The sequence below is a fragment of the Lacticaseibacillus saniviri JCM 17471 = DSM 24301 genome, from assembly GCF_001311785.1.
Taxonomy (GTDB): Bacteria; Bacillota; Bacilli; order Lactobacillales; family Lactobacillaceae; genus Lacticaseibacillus; species Lacticaseibacillus saniviri.
Genome location: NZ_BBBX01000007.1, coordinates 41,376 through 60,173, shown reverse-complemented (window position 1 = coordinate 60,173; position 18,798 = coordinate 41,376). Strand labels below are relative to the sequence as shown.

The 18,798-nt window shown below is 49.4% G+C and carries 11 protein-coding genes and 6 pseudogenes; 13 read left to right on the top strand and 4 right to left on the bottom strand.

Going from position 1 to position 18,798, the window contains the following annotated elements:
• Positions 1 to 177 precede the first annotated feature (177 nt).
• Complete coding sequence (locus JCM17471_RS05245) at positions 178 to 2,964, bottom strand: cation-translocating P-type ATPase (RefSeq protein WP_054777114.1); 2,787 nt, start codon at positions 2,962 to 2,964, stop codon at positions 178 to 180.
• Positions 2,965 to 3,130: 166 nt separating this feature from the next.
• Here JCM17471_RS05245 and JCM17471_RS05240 point away from each other — a divergent pair.
• Positions 3,131 to 3,665, top strand: a pseudogene (locus JCM17471_RS05240) (GNAT family N-acetyltransferase).
• A 76-nt stretch (positions 3,666 to 3,741) separates the two neighbouring features.
• Here JCM17471_RS05240 and helD read toward each other — a convergent pair.
• Positions 3,742 to 5,981, bottom strand: a pseudogene (gene helD, locus JCM17471_RS05235) (RNA polymerase recycling motor HelD).
• Positions 5,982 to 6,252: 271 nt separating this feature from the next.
• On the opposite strand from helD, the pseudogene JCM17471_RS05230 reads away from it, so the two are divergent.
• The 8 genes and pseudogenes from JCM17471_RS05230 (at position 6,253) to JCM17471_RS15860 (ending at position 14,723) form a co-directional block, all read left to right on the top strand.
• Positions 6,253 to 7,772: pseudogene (locus tag JCM17471_RS05230) on the top strand (ABC transporter permease/substrate-binding protein).
• Positions 7,773 to 7,776: 4 nt separating this feature from the next.
• On the top strand, positions 7,777 to 8,730 hold the full coding sequence (locus JCM17471_RS05225) for an ABC transporter ATP-binding protein (protein ID WP_414018121.1): 954 nt from the start codon (positions 7,777 to 7,779) through the stop codon (positions 8,728 to 8,730).
• An 18-nt stretch (positions 8,731 to 8,748) separates the two neighbouring features.
• Positions 8,749 to 10,068: a dihydrolipoyl dehydrogenase family protein gene (locus tag JCM17471_RS05220; protein ID WP_054777084.1), complete on the top strand. Its 1,320-nt coding sequence runs from the start codon at positions 8,749 to 8,751 to the stop codon at positions 10,066 to 10,068.
• Between the two features lie 215 nt (positions 10,069 to 10,283).
• Positions 10,284 to 10,586, top strand: coding sequence for a hypothetical protein (locus tag JCM17471_RS05215; protein ID WP_054777083.1), 303 nt, complete (start codon positions 10,284 to 10,286; stop codon positions 10,584 to 10,586).
• Positions 10,547 to 11,707 (top strand): hypothetical protein, encoded by a 1,161-nt coding sequence (locus JCM17471_RS05210; RefSeq protein WP_054777082.1) that lies wholly within the window; start codon positions 10,547 to 10,549, stop codon positions 11,705 to 11,707. The genes JCM17471_RS05215 and JCM17471_RS05210 overlap by 40 nt, the downstream gene beginning before the upstream one ends.
• 320 nt (positions 11,708 to 12,027) lie before the next feature.
• A pseudogene (trpS, locus tag JCM17471_RS05205) lies at positions 12,028 to 13,043 on the top strand (tryptophan--tRNA ligase).
• 175 nt (positions 13,044 to 13,218) lie between these two features.
• Positions 13,219 to 13,817, top strand: a pseudogene (locus JCM17471_RS05200) (LemA family protein).
• A gap of 52 nt (positions 13,818 to 13,869) precedes the next feature.
• A pseudogene (locus tag JCM17471_RS15860) lies at positions 13,870 to 14,723 on the top strand (TPM domain-containing protein).
• Positions 14,724 to 14,810: 87 nt separating this feature from the next.
• Here the strand turns inward: JCM17471_RS15860 and JCM17471_RS15065 are convergent.
• Together JCM17471_RS15065 and JCM17471_RS15060 are read right to left on the bottom strand one after the other, a co-directional pair.
• Complete coding sequence (locus JCM17471_RS15065; RefSeq protein ID WP_225354142.1) at positions 14,811 to 15,071, bottom strand: hypothetical protein; 261 nt, start codon at positions 15,069 to 15,071, stop codon at positions 14,811 to 14,813.
• Positions 15,071 to 15,406, bottom strand: coding sequence for a TetR/AcrR family transcriptional regulator (locus JCM17471_RS15060; RefSeq protein ID WP_225354141.1), 336 nt, complete (start codon positions 15,404 to 15,406; stop codon positions 15,071 to 15,073). Before JCM17471_RS15060 ends, JCM17471_RS15065 begins: the two co-directional genes overlap by 1 nt.
• A gap of 107 nt (positions 15,407 to 15,513) precedes the next feature.
• On the opposite strand from JCM17471_RS15060, the gene JCM17471_RS05180 reads away from it, so the two are divergent.
• From JCM17471_RS05180 to JCM17471_RS05170, 4 genes are all read left to right on the top strand, one after another.
• Positions 15,514 to 16,191: an SDR family NAD(P)-dependent oxidoreductase gene (locus JCM17471_RS05180; protein ID WP_054777079.1), complete on the top strand. Its 678-nt coding sequence runs from the start codon at positions 15,514 to 15,516 to the stop codon at positions 16,189 to 16,191.
• Entirely contained in the window at positions 16,188 to 16,349 is a 162-nt protein-coding gene (locus JCM17471_RS15055) for a hypothetical protein (protein WP_225354140.1), read from the top strand. The genes JCM17471_RS05180 and JCM17471_RS15055 overlap by 4 nt, the downstream gene beginning before the upstream one ends.
• Before the next feature lie 516 nt (positions 16,350 to 16,865).
• Positions 16,866 to 18,224, top strand: coding sequence for an MATE family efflux transporter (locus JCM17471_RS05175; RefSeq protein WP_054777078.1), 1,359 nt, complete (start codon positions 16,866 to 16,868; stop codon positions 18,222 to 18,224).
• Positions 18,225 to 18,761 carry a GNAT family N-acetyltransferase gene (locus JCM17471_RS05170; protein ID WP_054777077.1) on the top strand — a complete coding sequence of 179 codons (537 nt, stop codon included), beginning with the start codon at positions 18,225 to 18,227 and terminating at the stop codon, positions 18,759 to 18,761.
• The last annotated feature ends 37 nt before the right edge of the window (positions 18,762 to 18,798 follow it).

The following is an 18,798-nucleotide window of genomic DNA, read 5'->3' as shown; positions in this document are numbered from 1 at the left end:
GGGTGCACCTAAAACGTGTGTCATAGCTGGCACGGCGTTCAAAGTTAGCTCGTCCTCGATTGTTAAGCGGGGTTTGTCGCACTCTAAACGTGTTCCCAAAGGCAAAACACTCCGGTTAGCTCATCTTTGCCGAAGCCACAAACCGGCTTCTGTCAAAGATTTTGCTAATCCTCATGTTTAAGCGCCTTTTGTCGCACTCTTTAAGACATGTCTTCTGACAAAGTACTTGCGTGTTTCCTCGAGCAGAATCAATGGTACTGGGATGCAGAGGAGAATCACCCATTCCACACCACCGATTGGCGCGGTATTGAACAGTCCTTGCAGCAGTGGGATATACATCAAGCAAGTGAGCAAGAAGACTTCAAAGACAATCCCCCAGATGATGTGCCGGTTACTGAAGATACCAATCTTGAAGACGGAGGATAATTGGGTCCGGCAGTTAATCGCCGCTGCAATTTGGCAGAAGACAATTGCAGCTAATGTCATCGTTGTGGCTTCACGATAAACGGGGCCGCTGGCTGCCAGTGCGTTTGCGGGCCAACCGTAAGTCATATTCACGAAGAAATAGGCCAATGATGAAATCAGTGAGGCGGTTAAGCCATAAAGTCCAAACGCCTTCCAGATAATCGAGCGACTCAACAGGTGCGCATTGCGTGGCCGCGGTGGCTGATCCATAATCCCGGGTTCACTCTTTTCAGCACCCAACCCCAGCGCTGGCAACATGTCAGTCCCGAGATCCACCATCAGAATTTGCATCACGGTCAGTGGCAGTGGCACCAAGCCGCGAGTGAATAAGAAGAGAACGGACGGAATGGCTTCAGGTACGTTACTGTTCAAGATATAGAGCAGGAACTTTTGGATATTGCTATAAACGGTGCGGCCTTCTTCAATGGCAGCGACGATTGAGGCAAAATTGTCATCGGTCAGGATCATATCCGCGGCATCCTTTGCGACGTCGGTACCTGTAACCCCCATGGCAATCCCGATATCAGCTTTCTTGAGTGCTGGGGCATCATTGACCCCGTCCCCAGTCGAGGCGACGACATCGCCATTAGCTTGGCACATCGAGACGATGCGGAACTTGTGCTCAGGGGCAACGCGTGCAAAAATAACTTCACCTTTGACGGCTTGTTGCAACTCAGCATCGCTCATGGAATCGATTTGGTCGCCGGTAATCACCTTGGCATCCGCTGAGGTAAGACCGATTTTGACAGCGATACTCTTAGCAGTCAGGGCGCTATCACCCGTGACCATAATAATCCGAATGTTAGCACGATGACACTGTTCAACAGCCGCATAGATTTCGGGCCGTGGTGGATCAGACATGGCGGCCAAACCAACGAAAGTCATGTGTTGTTCGGCGGTCTTGATGCTGTATGTAGCAGGATCGGGGGTGACACTATCGGCTTCTGTCCGATAAGCAAATGCGAGTGACCGTAAGCCGTCAGCCGCATATTTCTTATTGGCGGCATCGATTGCTGCCTTATCAGTTGCGGTGAGGGGGCGAACCGTTCCGCGATCGAGAATCTGGTCGCAGATCTGAATCACGCCATCGAGGGCGCCCTTGGTGTACAACATGCGCTGTTGTTCAGGCAGTTGTTGCACGGTGGTCATGCGCTTGCGATCAGAATCGAATGGCAGTTCCGCAATGCGCGGGGTGGCCTGCAGCGCTTTGACCTTATCGAGTCCAGCCTTGTCGGTCAAAATATTGAGCCCGGCTTCTGTTGGGGTGCCCAGAATCTTGGTGGTAGCTTGATTATCCTTTGGTGTTTCCAGCTTAGTATCATTGTTTAACAAAGCGATATCGAGCAGGCGAGCGAGGTTAGCGTCTTGACTGATGTCGAAGTCTTTTTGGTTCAGTTGAATGTGACCGTTATTGACATAACCCGTCCCGCTGACCGTATATTCTTGGCCAGGTAACCAGATGTGATTCACCGTCATTTGGTTTTGCGTCAGTGTTCCTGTTTTATCGGAACAGATGACGGTGGTTTCACCCAATGTTTCGACACTGTTGAGATCCTTCAGTAATGCGTGTTTCTTGGCCATTCGTGTGGTACCTTGCGCAAGCGACAGGGTCACTGTTGGCAAGAGGCCTTCAGGAATGAAGGCAACGACCATCCCGAGGGCAAAGATAAAGGATTTTGCGACTGGATAATGAACGAAGAAGATCGCGAGAATAAAAAAGGCGACCCCAATACCAATCGCGATGAGCGAAAGCTGCTGCGTGAGACGATTGAGTTCACGCTGCAGTGGTGAAGTGGTCTGTTTTTGACTCTGCGTTAATTTGGCGATTTGACCGAATTCGGTTTGCATCCCTGTTGCCAGTGCGGTAGCCGTGGCTGTCCCGCTGGTGACAATGGTGCCAGCGAAGACAATATTCTTCAAGGCAAACTTACCATCATCGTGTTCGTAAGCGACCTGCTTGAAAACAGGGAGCGATTCACCTGTGAGTGCCGATTCATCCACCTGCAGTGAGGCGGCTTCAGTGATGCGTGCGTCAGCTGGTATCGAGTTACCCGCTTGAATCTGGAAGACGTCACCGGGAACCAAGTCATCCGCATCGATCTGGGTGACCTTACCATCCCGAATGACATTCACATACGTTGGTAACATCTTGCGCAGCGAATCGGTTGCCTTTTGTGCGGCGTGTTCCTGCCAGAAGGAGAAACAGCCATTGATAATATTGACGGCCCAGATGGCAATTCCGAGTTCAGGCATGCCCGCAAACATGGCCACAAAGCCGCTCACCCAGAGTAGCAGCGCCATGAGTGAGGTGAAGTTCTTCAAGAAGCGCAGCAGTTGTGATTGCTTTTGGCTGTGTTGAATGGTGTTCGGCCCCACAGTTTCGAGGCGTTTGGCCGCCGCCTCTTGTGTGAGACCGTCCGCGGTTGTGCCTAATTGTTGATCCAAATCGTTGAGCGCCATTTGTGCGGCGTTGTCTGTTGTTAATGGCTGATTTGCCATAATATCGCCAGCTTTACCCATGATTTTGATTATTGATAACACCCCCATCATACGCGCGTTGTATCGCTTGTCAAAGGTATTCAATAATTCACAAACTTATTTTTTGATGTCGGTCAAAACTGATTCGTGATATGCTGAAATCAATTGATTAAAGGGGGGCACCAGGATGAGTTTGATTTATATTAAACGTGCAGTACAGAGCGATTTGCCTGCCATCATGACGATTATCGATCATGCCAAGGCCATGCTCAAAAAGATGGCAGTCCACAATGGCAAGACGGTTATCCGGATCCAGCAACATTACGCCAAGATATTTCGGCCCAGCAATGTTGGTTATTGATGGTCGATGATGTGATTGCGGGGACCGCAACGATGATTGTGGGCAATGACGGCAATTACACCGAAATCTGGGATGGTGCCTGGCACAATGAAGTCGATCCTTATGCGACGATTCACCGGATTGCGATCGGGGATGGTTTGCGGGACAACACCTGAGCTATTTCTTCTTCTCCAACCTAATCAGCGCCGCGTATCGCGATGGTGTGCGCAACTTCCGCATCGATACGCATGCTTTGAACAAGCGGATGCAGGCGGTTGTGGGTCGTGTTGGTTATCAGCATCGGGGCAAAATCTACGTGGATGAACCCGCTGAGAATCATGAAGACAACGCGCGCTTAGCGTATGAATTGAACTTGGCATGAAAAAAGAGGAGCTATGACAAAACATTGTTTTGTCATAGCTCCTCTTTCGATTTCCGAACAAAATCGATTAATCGCGTTACTGCACCGGACTTGTCACGCTCTTAATCTCCGTGTACAGGTCACTCGGCAGATCGACCAATAGTGGACTCGGTTGGTCGATACAGACCAAACTCAGTGAATGTAGGGCACGTGAGCTCAGTGTATAGAGAATGTCGCGATCCGCATCGCTTTGATAGGTGTCAGCTGAGATGTCATAGCCAATAACGGCATCGAACTCGAGCCCCTTGGCGAGGTAAACAGGCAGAATCAGACAGCCAGTTTTGAGCTGATGATCGTTCAAGTTGAGCAGCGTGACCGGCTGATCGACATGCAGGGTGGCATAGAGCTGGTTAGCCGCCGCCTGGTCTTTGGTCAAGATGGCAACGGTACTCTGCGTGGTCAGCAGGTCATCGACCAAATGCGCGAGGGTGCTAATGGCCTGATCGCGATTGGTCGTGATGACTTGGGGCTTGTCGCCATCACGATTGAACGCCTGAATGTGGTCACTCTTATCGAGCAGTGCCTTACCGAAGTTAGTGATCGGCGCGGTTGAACGATAACTGCGGTTCAATTCAATCAGCCGCACGTGCATCCCCTTGAACACGTCACCGATCTCGTGGATGAAATCGCTTGGTTGATAGTGACTGGTGAAGACATCCTGCTTGGCGTCTCCTAGGAAGGTCAATTTGGCGCGTGGAAAGGCGTGATGGAGATAGAAAAGTTGCGCCATGCTGTAATCCTGCATCTCATCGACAAAGACGTACTGAATGCCGCGGTTGATCCCGCTACCGGTCAGTTGATCACGCAGATACAGAATCGGTGCGGCATCATCCAGGTTGAGTTGATGCTGCTCCAACCCCGCCATTACACTTTCGACCATGGTCTGCCAGATACTGGCATCAACTGGGGTCTCAATGGTGGTCAAGAAACGCCCGTATTCCTGATAGCTGTCAAAGAAATAGTCATTATAAATGGCGTCGTACACGGGAGCAAAGGCATCCGCGACGACTTGACGAGAAATGAAGCGCGCTTCATCGTCACCGGATTCAAAGTGGTGACCATTCAACAAGTCACGCAACTCTGAATCGGATAACAAGGTGACAGCCTCTTGGACCCAATCCTGATGAATCTCAATGCCGATGCGTTGGTTCAGACGCTTGATCAGGGCATTCTTTGTCGCCAGGAACTTATCGGCGGCCAGTGCATTTTTGGTTGTTGCTGATAGATGCGCGTGATGGTGTTGGCGCTGAAGAAGACCTCACCGTTCAATTCGATATCGACAAAGAATGGCGTATCGCGGTTGGCCTTGAGATAACCATCGATGGCCGTCAGGAATTCATGTGATTCCTTGAAGCGGCGAATCGTCTTTGTGGTTTCAGGCAGACTGATTTGGTCGCGTTCAAAGCGCTCGAACATGGTCTGCACGTGTAAGCCAGAGAAGCGCTTGGCGAAGAATTCCGCAAGTGTGGCCTGACGCATATTCTTTTCACCCAAACTCGGTAAAACCGCGGAGATATAGTTGGCGAAGAGTTGGTTAGGTGAGAACAAGACCATCTGATCGGCATCGAGCTGGCTGCGGCTGTGATACAGCAAGTACGCAACTCGCTGCAGGACCGCACTGGTCTTACCGGAACCGGCGACCCCTTGAACAACCAAGAGATCAGATGTGGTGTCGCGGATAATATCGTTTTGTTCCTTTTGAATCGTGGCCACGATATTTTGCATGGCGGTGTCGCTCTGTTCACCGAGAACGGCCTGCAACATTTCGTCGCCGACAGTTTCGTTGGTATCAAACATCGCGGTAATCTTGCCATCTTGAATGGTGAACTGGCGCTTGTTCAAAAGCTCGGCGCTGATTTGACCGGTTGGGGTGTCGTAGTTCACTGGCCCCAGCGTCCCGTTGTAATAAATAGAAGCAACGGGGGCGCGCCAATCGTAAACCAGAAAATCATTCTGATCCATGAAGGTGGCTGTCCCAATATAGAGGGTATCGGTGTCACCATCTTCTGCAACGTCGATGCGGCCGAAGTAAGGACTGGTTTGCAGCCGTGTGAGCTGTTGCTGTTCATTCTTCAAAATCGTTTCATTTTCAACAGCACGTGCGACCATTTGCTTTTGTTGTTGCACGGCAGCATTGGTTTCCATGCGATCATCGACTTCAAAAACATTGACCTTGGTGTTGTCACCATAATCTTGTTCAATCCGGCTGGTTTCTTGGTGCGCTGATTCAATTTGCGTCACAATATCATCGAGCCGTGAATCGATTCGTTGAATCACATGATTGACGCGTTCTTGTTCAGCTTTTTTGTTTTATTTTTCAAGCGAATCCTTCCTTTATATGCGTCATCCGTAAAAATAAGTTGACTAATAGTGTAGGCGTATTTCTGCCAAAAGTAAAGCATTCGCGCTGACGTCAAGAAGTGAAAAGAGTACACTAATGGGTACTGATGTTCAGCAAATATCTGCTTTGCTAGACACACCTTTTGTTAGCCGAGTAAGATGAAGATAACGTGAATCAATTGATTATGAACCAAGATTGGAGATTACCGTGAACGCCTTTATTCAAACCCTCATGACGCGACGTGGTGAATTGTGGACCGCGTTGCTACAACACTTACAGTTATCATTGCTCGCCCTATTGATTGCCACCATCATTGCGGTGCCATTAGCAATCTGGGTGCAACCGCACAAAAAAATTGCGAACGTCTTGCTCCAACTCACCGGGATTCTGCAGACCATTCCCTCACTTGCACTGCTGGGACTGCTGATTCCATTCGTGGGGATTGGCAATCTACCGGCCATCATTGCCTTAGTGGTTTATGCGCTATTGCCTATTTTCCAAAATACATACGTGGGTCTCGATGAAATCGATCCGTCATATGAAGAGGCGGCGACCGCGTTTGGTTTGTCGCGCCTGCAGAAGTTAGTGCGCGTGGAACTGCCGTTGGCGATGCCCGTGATTATTTCCGGGATTCGGACGGCTACCGTGTTAATTATTGGGACGGCAACTCTGGCGGCCCTGATCGGTGCGGGTGGTTTGGGGACCTTTATTCTGCTGGGGATCGATCGTAACGATCCTGCACTCACCTTATTGGGGGCACTGGCTGCCGCGTTGCTCGCGATTCTTTTTTCATTTGGGTTACAGCTCCTGCAAAAAGTGCGTTGGCGCTACAGTGTGATGGCACTGGGCGCGATCCTGCTGGGATTCGGTGGTGTGGCGACCTATCAAGCCGTTGTGAAGCCACAAGAAGAGGTGGTAATCGCCGGCAAGTTGGGTTCCGAACCTGATATCTTGATTAATATGTACAAAGAATTGATTACGGCCAAATCACCGAATACGAAGGTGACACTGAAACCGAATTTTGGTCAGACCAGCTTCTTGTTCAATGCATTGAAGAGCAATCAAATCGATATCTATCCTGAATTCACGGGAACGGTGCTTGAGAGTCTCACGAAGCCGACAAAGACCCAACTCAAGCAAGCGGCCGCCGGGGACAGCTATCAGATTGCCAACGATTTATTGAAGAAACAACAACTGACGATGTTGCCACCGATGCAGTACAACAACACCTATGCCGTGGTGGTGACACAGAAGTTCGCCAAGCAATATCAGCTCAAAACTATTTCGGATCTGAATAAGGTCACCGGCCAACTGCATGCAGGCTTTGATCTCGAGTTCATTGATCGCCGTGATGGTTATCGCGGCATCAAAGATGTGTACGGTCTGCAATTCCAAGTGAAGTCTTTGGATGCATCGCTGCGGTATCAGGCGCTGACCAAGGGGACGGTCAATATCACGGATGGCTACACAACAGACTCGCAATTGCGCCAATACCACCTGTTAGCCTTACAAGATGACCGCAAGCTTTTCCCAACCTATCGTGGTGCCCCATTGATGTCGCAGAAATTTGCCAAGCACACCCGACGATTGTGGCACAGCTCAAGAAGCTGACCAATCAGATTACCGAAAAACAGATGCAAGAGATGAACTACGAGGTCAATGTGCTGAAGGAAAAGCCGTCGACTGTGGCCAAAAAGTATCTGACGCAACAAGGATTACTCAAATAAGGAGGTGCCGACTGTGATCACATTTAACCATCTCACCAAACAATACGATGACACCACAGTGGTGGACGATCTCAATTTGGATATTAATGAAGGCGAGCTCTTTGTGCTTGTGGGCACCTCTGGGAGTGGTAAGACCACAACCCTCAAAATGATTAACCGATTGATTACACCGACCAGTGGCCAGGTGCTCTTTGCAAAGCAACCCGTGGAAAGCTACCCTGTGCGCGAATTGCGCTACAACATCGGTTATGTGCTGCAACAGATTGCGCTGTTTCCGACCATGACGGTGGGTCAAAATATCGCGTTGATTCCGGAGCTCAAACACTGGCCCAAAGCCAAGGTGCACAAGCGCGTCAACGAGCTGCTGGATTCAGTGGACTTGCCACACGAACAGTATCGCCATCGCTACCCCAAGGAATTGTCGGGTGGCGAACAGCAGCGGATTGGGATTTTACGAGCGTTAGCGAGCCAACCACAAGTGATTCTAATGGATGAACCATTCTCCGCGCTGGATCCGATCTCACGGACGCAACTGCAAGATTTGGTGCTCAAATTGCATGACAAGTATCATCAAACGGTAGTGTTTGTCACTCATGATATGGCTGAAGCCGTGAAGTTAGGGGACCGCATTGGGGTGATGAGCCACGGTAAGTTGTTACAGGTCGATACCCCAGAGGCGATTCAGACCAACCCGGTCGATGAATTTGTCTCATCATTCTTTGCCAGCACGACGAATTCCGATGGGATTTTGGAACAACCAGCTCGTGAGCTAAAAACTTTTGGCAAAGCGACAATCAGTGGTACGGTATCTGTAAAGTCGGAGCAACCGATTGAAACAGTGATTGCACAGCTACAGGTACACGAGCGGGTGAATGTGACGAGTGACCCCGCGTTCAGTGTTTCGGCAGCAGAGGTGTTGCAATATCTCAACGAACGGTTGGTCGCGGATAAACAATAGTGCGAGGGGGAGCGTCAAATGGACTACGACACAATAATTATTGGTGGCGGCCCAGGTGGGTTAGCAGCCGCATACACATTAGCAGATGAACAGCGCGTATTAGTGATTGAGAATCATTGGTGGGGTGGCACGTGTCCAAACTTTGGCTGCGACCCCAAGAAGATGTTGTATTCAGCAGTTGAAGCGCGAGACTGGAGTGCACGCATGACTGGTAATGGGCTGGTTGGTATCCCTGATATTTCATGGCCGCGGTTGATGGCGTTTAAGCGCAGCTACACCAGCGGCATTCCCGGTGGCACCAAGACTGGTCTGAACCAGGCGGGTATCGTCACCGTGGATGGCAAGGCCCAGCTTGTGGATGCCCATACAGTGACCGTGGATGGCCAGAACTATACGGCGGATCACATTGTGATTGCGACGGGGCAAACCCCAACTATGCCGGATATTCCCGGTGTTGGGTTGTTAGGTACCAGCACGGATTTCTTGGATCTGGATCAATTGCCACGCACCATGGCGTTTATCGGGGGCAGTTATGTTGCGCTTGAGTTAGCCAATATCGCGGCCACGGCCGGGGCGGAAGTTCATCTCATTGTGCATTCCGATCGCCTGTTGCGGGCGTTCCCCGAATCAGCCGTCAAAACATTGATCGGTCAACTCAAACAAAAACGGATTCAAATTCACGAGAATGTCAGTCTGACTGAAGTCAAAGCAGTCGGCGATCAAGTGAAGTTAATTGCTGATGATTTTGAACTGACCGTCTATCGTGCCTTTGCGGCAATGGGTCGCAGTGCTGTGACGGATTTGAATCTCGATGCTGTGGGTGTTGCGTATGACCACAAAGGGATTCATGTCGACAATCATCTGAAGACGAGCGTGGATTCCATCTATGCCATCGGTGATGTGATTGCCAAGACACAACCTAAGTTGACGCCGGTCTCAAGCTTTGAAGGCCGCTATGTCGCGCAACACATTCTCGGTCAAACTGATCCGATTCAGTATCCGGTGATTCCAACAATCGTGTTTAGCGCCACTAAGGTCGCTCAAGTGGGTGTCTCTTTGGATGAGGCCAAACAGGATGTGACACGTTATCAAGTGGTCACCAATAATACCACGCCTTGGTATACCTATAACCGCATTAAGGATCCGATTGCCCAAACCACAACGATTGTGGACAAAACAACGGGACATTTGGTGGGTGCGGTTGTCGTGTCGACATTAGCGGATGAGATGATTAATGCCTTCACGGGGATTATTAATCAGAAGCTCTCGAGCGATGCCGTAAACCGACAGATTTATGCTTACCCAACACCGATCAGTGATCTGTCTTACTATTATTAGCATGATTCAAAAAGGGAGTGCGACCAGCCAGTTGGTGAGGTCACACTCCCTTTTGAATCATATTCAATATCGGATTGCGTACGCTTTAGGCCGTATTTATGGGGGATTGGTATAGTAAGTCATACTTATTTTGCTTGAAATTTTGGCTTTTTAAGCGGGCTTTTATGTGAAAAATAATTCATTTGCGGTATAGTGTATTCAGGAGGATGAGTAAAATGAAATTAAATCGCTTAATTACACGTTCCTTAGTGGCAACACTAGGATTAGTGACGGTTGGGGTGTTGAGTGCACCTAATGCTGTCAAGACGGTGACTGTTCAAGCTGCCAGCAACATCTATCAAATGCCTGATTACAGTGCCCGTTCCAATGCGGTGGTTAATACCCGCGGCGTGAAGGGGATTGAAAACGGGAAGTATTTGCAAGGTAATGCAACACCTAAGAGTTATAAGGTGACAGCAGGGACACAAGCGGGCAGCCAATGGCACACTGCTTTTATCTGCACAATCACGATATCGTGAGCGCCAATAACCCAAGTGGCAAGAAGATTACTTACTTTGCCAATGCCGCACCACAAGGGTTCACAATGGATGATGCCGGGAATATGTATTTTGCATTATCTCGTCGTAACGCTAACGGCGCATCAACGGGTTATCTCTATCAAGGCTACATCATGCGGCTCGATACAACAGCCATCAGCATGTTGATGAAGAACCCAACATTATTGCGGACAAATCCAAATGCTTTGGGTAACCACATGCGTTTCTCCATCATTGATGGTAGCTTCTCCAGTGGGGCATTTGCTTTTGATCCCGCAACACAAAAGATTAAGTTCCTGGTTGCCTATAACTTTGGTAACAAGTCAGCTGATCAATTCTTATCGAATCACCCTGTTCAGATGGCAACAGTGAACCCAACATCATTGGTCCGTGAAAAGACCGACAAGTTCTACTTGTATGATGCTGGCAGCCACCACTACTCAAGCCCTAACACCTTGGCTTTTGACCGCAATGGTAACTTCTACACCGCAGCCGCAGCTAGCTTAACCACTACAAATGGCTTGGCCTATCTGTTGACTCAAGGTGTTCGCCAAGGTAATAGCTACAGTGTTCGCGAAATGGGCATGTCCATCAAGCCTATTTTGGCTAACCAATTACAGGGCATCTCAATCGATCACAACCGCTTGTACATCGCAAGTAACTCAGCTTATCTGAGCCTTGACTTGAATGCCTACTTGAGTCGCGCATACACACCAAGTGCAGCCTCAAGCGCTAATAGCTGGATGAACCTTGAAGTCAATCAATTAGCTGGTTCTCGTGAAACTGAAAACACGGTGGGTTCCAACGGTGTGAAGTACATGATGATGACCACACCAAATGAAGTCGTGATGAGTAAAGCGCCAGCCAGTCAACCAAGTAACAATGGTAAGGTGCAGGCCATCAAGGGTGTGATTCAAGTGCACTACGTCAAGGGTTACGGGATTGCTGTTTGGAAGCAACCTGGTAAGTACCCATTGGCTAAGAAGTTAGCACACGGTACATCTTGGAAAGTCTTTGCTAAGACCACGGTTAATGGCCACGCTTGGTACAACCTAGGTGGCAATCAATGGTTAGATAGCACCTACGCGATTTTGAAGAAGTAAGCCGGTTGACACTGACTGTTTTCTTGCTTATGATTTAAGACAACGAGAACGTGTTGATACGAAAGTCTTCAATGCATGTAATGGGTAGCTACCGGATTGTGTTCAGGAAGTCGGCTGAAACTGCGATGTCGACCGCAATGGTAGTGAAACTGGCTTACATGGGAAGATACGGTGGGTGCGCCTTAAGCCAGCAAGTGGTCGTGTTTGCGACAACTTAGGTGGTACCGCGCATTGGCGTCCTATGTTTATCATAGGGCGCCTTTTTTGAACCCAATTAGGTCAACATAATGTGTAATAGATAATCCAAGGAGGATATATTCATGACAGACAAGAAAGTTATTTTGACAGGCGATCGGCCAACGGGTCGGCTCCACATCGGGCATTACATCGGTTCATTGCGCAATCGCGTGATGCTTCAGAACTCTGGGGAATATACCCCTTATATCATGATTGCGGATATGCAGGCATTGACTGATAATGCGCGCGATCCCGAAAAGATTCGCCATTCCTTGCTGGAAGTGGCGCTGGACTACTTAGCTGTTGGCATCGATCCCGCAAAGTCGACCATTCTGGTTCAATCCCAAATTCCCGCACTCAATGAATTAACCATGTACTACTTGGATTTGGTTTCCGTATCACGGTTGAACCGCAATCCAACAGTTAAGAACGAAATCAAGCAAAAGGATTTCGGTCAGAGTGTGCCCGCTGGTTTCTTGATCTATCCTGTCAGCCAAGCTGCCGATATCACTGCCTTTAAGGCGGATACTGTGCCGGTTGGTGACGACCAAGAACCGATGCTAGAACAGACTCGCGAAATCGTGCGCACCTTCAATCACACCTACAACAAGGATGTCTTAGTTGAACCAACAGGCTACTTCCCACCAAAGGGTTCAGGTCGCCTGCCCGGGATTGATGGCAATGCGAAGATGAGTAAGTCACTGGGCAACGGGATTTATTTGGCGGATGATGCCGACACCATGAAGAAAAAGATCATGAGCATGTACACCGATCCTAACCATATTCATGTGGAAGATCCTGGTCAGGTTGAAGGTAACGTGGTCTTCACTTACTTGGACGTGTTCGATGATGACAAGGCCAAGGTCGCTGAATTGAGGCCCAATATCAAGCCGGTGGGTTAGGTGATGTCAAGATTAAGCGCTACTTAGTCGATGTCATGGATGGTGTCTTGGCACCAATCCGGAATCGCCGTCTGGAATACGCCAAGGATATGGGTGCTGTGGCAGAAATGCTGAAAGTGGGCAGCCAAAAGGCCAATGAAGTGGCTAACCAGACCTTGCAAGAAGTCCGGGATGCAATCGGTGTGAACTACTTCTAAGTTCATGCTTGAGACTGATGCTGCCTAAGACCAACATGATACAATATGCTTATCGAGGAGTGTTGCCGTCGCAGCACGTTATGAAAAAGGTGGTTACCACGGGTGGCCACGCAATCGTAGACGACTCGAATACAACGACGTGTGACTGGTCACACGCGATAAAGGAGAGAACCGTATGCAAAAGAAAATGAGTCCACTGGCAATCACAGGGATTGTAATTGGTGTTGTGGTGGTCATCTTGGGTATTTTTGGGGTTTCCACGTACAACTCACTTGCCAAAGAGAATCAAAATGTGGTCGCCCAACAGAGTCAGGTCGAAAATGTCATGCAACGACGGGCAGATTTGATTCCGAACTTGGTGAATGCCGTTAAGGGGTCAATGAAGCAAGAACAGACCGTGTTTGGTGATATCGCTAAGGCACGCCAGAACTATAACAATGCGACATCGACGGCCGATAAGGCGGATGCCGATGCTAAGTTGGGCCAAAGTGTCGGGACGTTGATCAGTGTCATCAATGAAAAGTACCCTGACTTGAAGAGTAATAATCAGGTCAGCACGTTGATGACTCAGTTGGAAGGCTCCGAAAACCGGATTTCGGTTGAACGCAAGCGTTACATCGATGAAGTGAAGACGTATAACCAAAAGGTCGTCTCTTTCCCAACCAATATTTTGCGAATATGATGGGATTAGGCACTAAGGAAACCTTCAAGGCTGATCCTGGCGCAACCAAAGCGCCAACGGTTGATCTGACAGGCGATTCCTCATCAAAGTAGGTGAACGCTGATGGCAACACAAATTAGGCGCTTCAAGTGGCCGCTGATCGTGATGGCCATCATCAGCTTCTTCCTACCACTGACAGCCGTACACGCGGCCGAGGCACTCCCAAGTCGGCCCATGGATCATGCCTATCTCGATCAGGTCGGTATCTTGAGTACGAGTACCGAGCAGCGCATCGATGATAAGAGCCGGCAATACAGCGAAACGAGTGAACGTCCTAAGGTAGCCGTGGCCGTTGTGAAGTCAACGAATGGCGATGCTATCAGTAGTTATGCGCCCGATCTTTTTCAAAAATGGCAGATCGGTAAAAAGGGCGAGGATAACGGTGTATTGATTGTCTTTGCCAAGAACGGTGGCAAGAATACATGCGTATCGAAGTCGGATATGGCCTTGAAGGCGATATTCCTGATGCGCTCGCGGGTCAAATCCTGAACGATTCACTGAGTAACATCAAGTCCAAAGACCCAGCCAAAGTGGATCAAGCCATTCTGAAAGTCTTCAATACGGTGACAACCATCATCGATAAGAAATATGGCTTCAAAAAAGATCCACAGGGCGTATCGAACGAAGTTATCGAGAGCTATCAAGATAACAATAGCAGCAATGAGAACGGTAATTCCGGGCTCTTCGGTGCGGTTCTCGGCATTATCGTCACGTTAATCATCGTGCTCGCACTGATATTTGGTGGCGGACGCGGTGGCCGTGGCGGTCGTGGCGGCGGCTCTGGTTTACTCTGGTTCATCTTAGGCTTGTTAGCATCTTCTGGTCGCAACAATCGTGGCGGCTGGGGAGGCGGCGGCTTTGGTGGCGGTGGTTTCGGAGGCGGATCCGGCGGTGGCTTCGGTGGTGGCGGCAATGACTGGGGCGGTGGCTCCAGTGGTGGCGGCGGTGCCGATGTTTAATCACCCAAACTAATGTCAGAAACGATAAAAAGCGTTGTAACAGCCTAAATGGCTTGTTACAACGCTTTTTTTGTTGCGGCACAAGGTTCACTGCATACTACGCAGGAATTGCTCTACCGCGGTGGTCACCAAGGGGGTGAGTTGGTTTGCAGCAATCATTTGGCCGTTGACCATTGTTGTGATACCTAAAATGGTCGCAAATAGGATTAACCCGATATCGCGCGGATTGCCGGCACTGATCCTACCTTGGGCCTGTCCGGCGATAATCAGGCCGAGAATGGGCGCAAATGCGTGCTCAGAGGCCACATTAATTGCGGATTGATTGGACTGGTGTTTGCCGGTATTCATCAGTGAAAAAGTGCGGCATTCTCTGTGGCAAAGGTGGCAAATGCCATGACTGCCTGCAGTAACTCAGTCTGGAAGTCGACCTTCTGGGGCTGTAGCGCTTCTTGAATGGCTGTTGCAAGGCGATTGAACCCATCTTCAGCTAAAGCATCGAGGAGCGCTTGCCGGTCTTTAAAATGGCGACTAGGGGCTGCGTGGCTGACACCGAGTTGTCGCGCTAATTCGCGCAATGAGAGTGCATCAAGCTTATCAGCCCGCAAATTTTCTTCAGCAACGCGCAATAATTCTGCCCGCAGATTACCATGATGATAGTTGTGATTCGTTGATGTGTTTGTCATGTGTCAAATTTAGCACAGTCTATTTTTAAGCACAACTCAATGTTGTCATTGACAACATTGAGCGAATTGCGTATATTTAGCACCAATAAATAAAAAGGAGCGCAATGATGACATCAACTCAGACAAAACAATTAGTGGTTGTAACTGGGGCTTCGAGCGGCATAGGCAAGGCAACAGCAATCAAGTTAGCAACAATGGGGTATCACGTCATCGCAGGCGTCTTGTCGATGACGGAGGCTGAGCAGTTACAAGGTGAGAACATTGAGCCTTTTGTCCTCGACATTACTGATGATCAGCAAATCGCGCTGTTAGTGCAACGCATTCGGCAAGATCCGGACCATCGTTTGCTACAGGTATTGATTAATAACGCAGGGGTTGAACTCAATGCGCCATTCGAACTGTTGCCATTACAAGAGTGGCGACGACAATTAGATGTGAATCTCTTCGGTCAAGTTGCCCTGACGCAACAACTGCTACCACTTTTGCGGGAAAGTCGGGGCCGAATTATTAATATCACTTCAGTTGGTGGTAAGGTTGCTTTACCCAATTATGCGGCATATGCTGCCAGTAAATTTGCGTTTGAAGCGGCAAGTGATGCACTACGTCGCGAGGTTGCGCGCCAAGGAATTGACGTGGTTGTCATTGAACCCGGTGGCGTACAGACTGAGATGGCTGCCTATAGTGGTGATCTATCGCTGGCTTTTGCTGAGCAAATGTCATCGGATCAAAAAGCACTATACGGTGCCATGATTTCAAAGGCAGTAGGTTCTCAGACCGCTTTTTGAAACATGCGTTATCCGCATCCAAAGCGGGTGCAACGATTGCAAAAATTGCAACCAAAGCGCGTGTCAAAGCACGTTATTCTCTCGGCATGGATGCCAAAATGACACTACCTATGGCGCACCTATTACCGACGCGCATGATGGACTTGGCATTGCGATAAACAACTTGTCCGTTAGTACTCGATTGTAAAACGGGCTGGTTACGCTCTAAACGCGCTCCCACAGACAAAGCACTCCGGCCAGCTCATCTCCGGCGAATCCCAAGATCGGATTCTACCGAAGATTTTGCTGGTCCTCATGCTTTAACCGCCTGTGGTTACGCTCTAAACGCGCTCACCCACACTGCCCGTTCCGCCTAACCTGACCCCCGACAATCGTTAAAACCACGATTGTTTCGGGAGCCTTATTAGTGCTCACAGCCAAAACCGTGTGGGTTCGCGCTCTAACCGCGTTCCCACCCCAACAATCTCCGTCTAACCTACTTTTCGCTCATGGCTAAAGCCTGCCATGACCTTCAAAGTTTGTTAGTACTCGATTGTTAAACGGGGTGGTCACGCTCTCCTCTTTTCTGTCATCAAACTGTAACCTATATTCGCGAACATTTTGTCAAAACCCTCTTGGCAAGGCCGGTTTAATTGGGTAAGGTAAGCTGGTTAGTAATGATTGGAGGGGATATTATGCATACGTTAACAAAAGGGAATCCGTTGAAACTCGTGATTCAGTTCACCATTCCGCTGTTAATCGGGAATGTATTTCAACAGCTCTACAGTTTTATGGATGCCCTGATTGTTGGTCGTACGATCGGTAAAGATGCGCTTGCTGCGGTCGGTGCTACGGGTAGTATTACATTTTTAATTATCGGGTTTGCCCAAGGAACGACAGCAGGGTTAGCCATTTTGACCGCGCAGGCTTATGGGGCGCGGGACGATCGCCAAGTTCGTAAGAGCTTTGGTGCAAGTATCTGGATTAGTCTGATCATTGCCATTTTGATCACGATATTCTCGCTGCTTTTTACGGCGCCGCTATTGACCTTGATGCAGACGCCAAAAGCCATTTTGCCGGATGCCATCGCATTTGTCCGCGTGATTTTTATTGGGACGATCGCATCAATGGCGTTTAACTTACTCAGTAACATGTTGCGGGCGTTAGGCGATAGTCGTACGCCGTTGTTCTTCCTGATTATCGCGACTGTCATCAATATCATCTTGGACTTCACGTTTATTTTGGGCCTACACATGGGTGTGGCTGGTGCCGGTTGGGCGACAATTACGGCTGAATTCATCTCAGCCTTGTTGTGTTGGATCTACATCAAACGCCGCATTCCTTTGTTGGTGTTGCGCCGTTCTGACTTGACCTTTGACTGGTCTGAAATCGTGCGGCACTTAAAGGTTGGGTTACCGATGGGCTTCCAGATGTCGATTATCGCGATTGGTTCTGTGATTCTGCAAGTGATGCTGAATACACTGGGAACCAATGCCGTGGCTGCTTATACCGCGGCCGGCCGAATTGACCAGCTGGCAACGCTGCCCGCATCGTCATTCGGGGTCACGATGGCCACCTATGTTGCGCAGAATTTGGGCGCCAAACAGTACAAACGGATTCGCCAAGGCATCTATCAGACGCTGGCACTCAATGTGGGTCTGTCCACTGTTTTAGGTGCCTTAATTATCATCTTTGGGAAGCCGTTAGTGAACCTGTTCCTGGGGCCTAATCAACCCGCGGTTACGGACTTGGCTCAGATTTATTTCCGAGCGAATGCCAGCATGTATTGGCTGCTCGCGATTCTGTTCACGATTCGGAATACCTTGCAGGGATTGGGTCAAAGCCTAGTACCAACGATTGCCGGTTTCTTTGAACTCTTTATGCGGGCGTTTGCTGGGATCGTCCTAGTTCACCTGTTCGCGTTCACGGGGGCGTCATTTGCCAATCCATTGGCATGGTTCGGTTCCGTGGTTGTGCTGGTCAGCTCATATGTGAAGACCATGCGCGACTTGAAGAAGAAGGAATTGGAAACACTGGATAGCGAGGCGATATAGATGTTTAGCCAAAGAATTGATGCACACATTGAACTCCGAATGCTAGATGTGGCGGATGCGACCGCGCTATACGCGTTAGTTGAAGCTGACCGCAGTGCCTTGGCACAATGGTTGCCGTGGGCAGAAAATATGTCTGTGCAAGATGAAAGTGAGTTTATTCAATCCTTCCGCGAAAAAATGGCGCGGTATGAACTCTGGGGCGCCGTCATTGTGGTTGATCAGCAGGTTGCGGGCATGATTGATCTGCACGCGATTGACGCCACAAACCGCCGGGCCGAAGTGGGTTACTGGCTGGCAAGTGCGTTTCAGGGTCGTGGCGTGATGACCAAGGCGTTGGCAAGTGTCGAACAGATTGCTTTTGAGGAATATCACATCGACCGACTCGCCATTTTTGTGGATACCGAGAACGAACCGAGTCAAGCTGTGGCCAAGCGCCGTGGCTTTGAGCAAGAGGCCGTTTTAAAACACTATCTCTGGGAACACGGCCAACCACGAGACATGATTGTCTACGTGAAATTAGGAGCAACAAACAATTAATAAGCAGCACCAAAATAGGCAGTGCGACATCACCCGC

Coding starts and splice junctions, on each gene's coding strand:
- JCM17471_RS15065 (WP_225354142.1), bottom strand. CDS start 15,071: ATGAATACCGGCAAACACCAGTCCAATCAATCCGCAATTAATGTGGCC.
- JCM17471_RS05170 (WP_054777077.1), top strand. CDS start 18,225: ATGTTTAGCCAAAGAATTGATGCACACATTGAACTCCGAATGCTAGAT.
- JCM17471_RS05210 (WP_054777082.1), top strand. CDS start 10,547: ATGGCACACTGCTTTTATCTGCACAATCACGATATCGTGAGCGCCAAT.
- JCM17471_RS05215 (WP_054777083.1), top strand. CDS start 10,284: ATGAAATTAAATCGCTTAATTACACGTTCCTTAGTGGCAACACTAGGA.
- JCM17471_RS05245 (WP_054777114.1), bottom strand. CDS start 2,964: ATGGCAAATCAGCCATTAACAACAGACAACGCCGCACAAATGGCGCTC.
- JCM17471_RS05180 (WP_054777079.1), top strand. CDS start 15,514: ATGACATCAACTCAGACAAAACAATTAGTGGTTGTAACTGGGGCTTCG.
- JCM17471_RS15060 (WP_225354141.1), bottom strand. CDS start 15,406: ATGACAAACACATCAACGAATCACAACTATCATCATGGTAATCTGCGG.
- JCM17471_RS05175 (WP_054777078.1), top strand. CDS start 16,866: ATGCATACGTTAACAAAAGGGAATCCGTTGAAACTCGTGATTCAGTTC.
- JCM17471_RS05220 (WP_054777084.1), top strand. CDS start 8,749: ATGGACTACGACACAATAATTATTGGTGGCGGCCCAGGTGGGTTAGCA.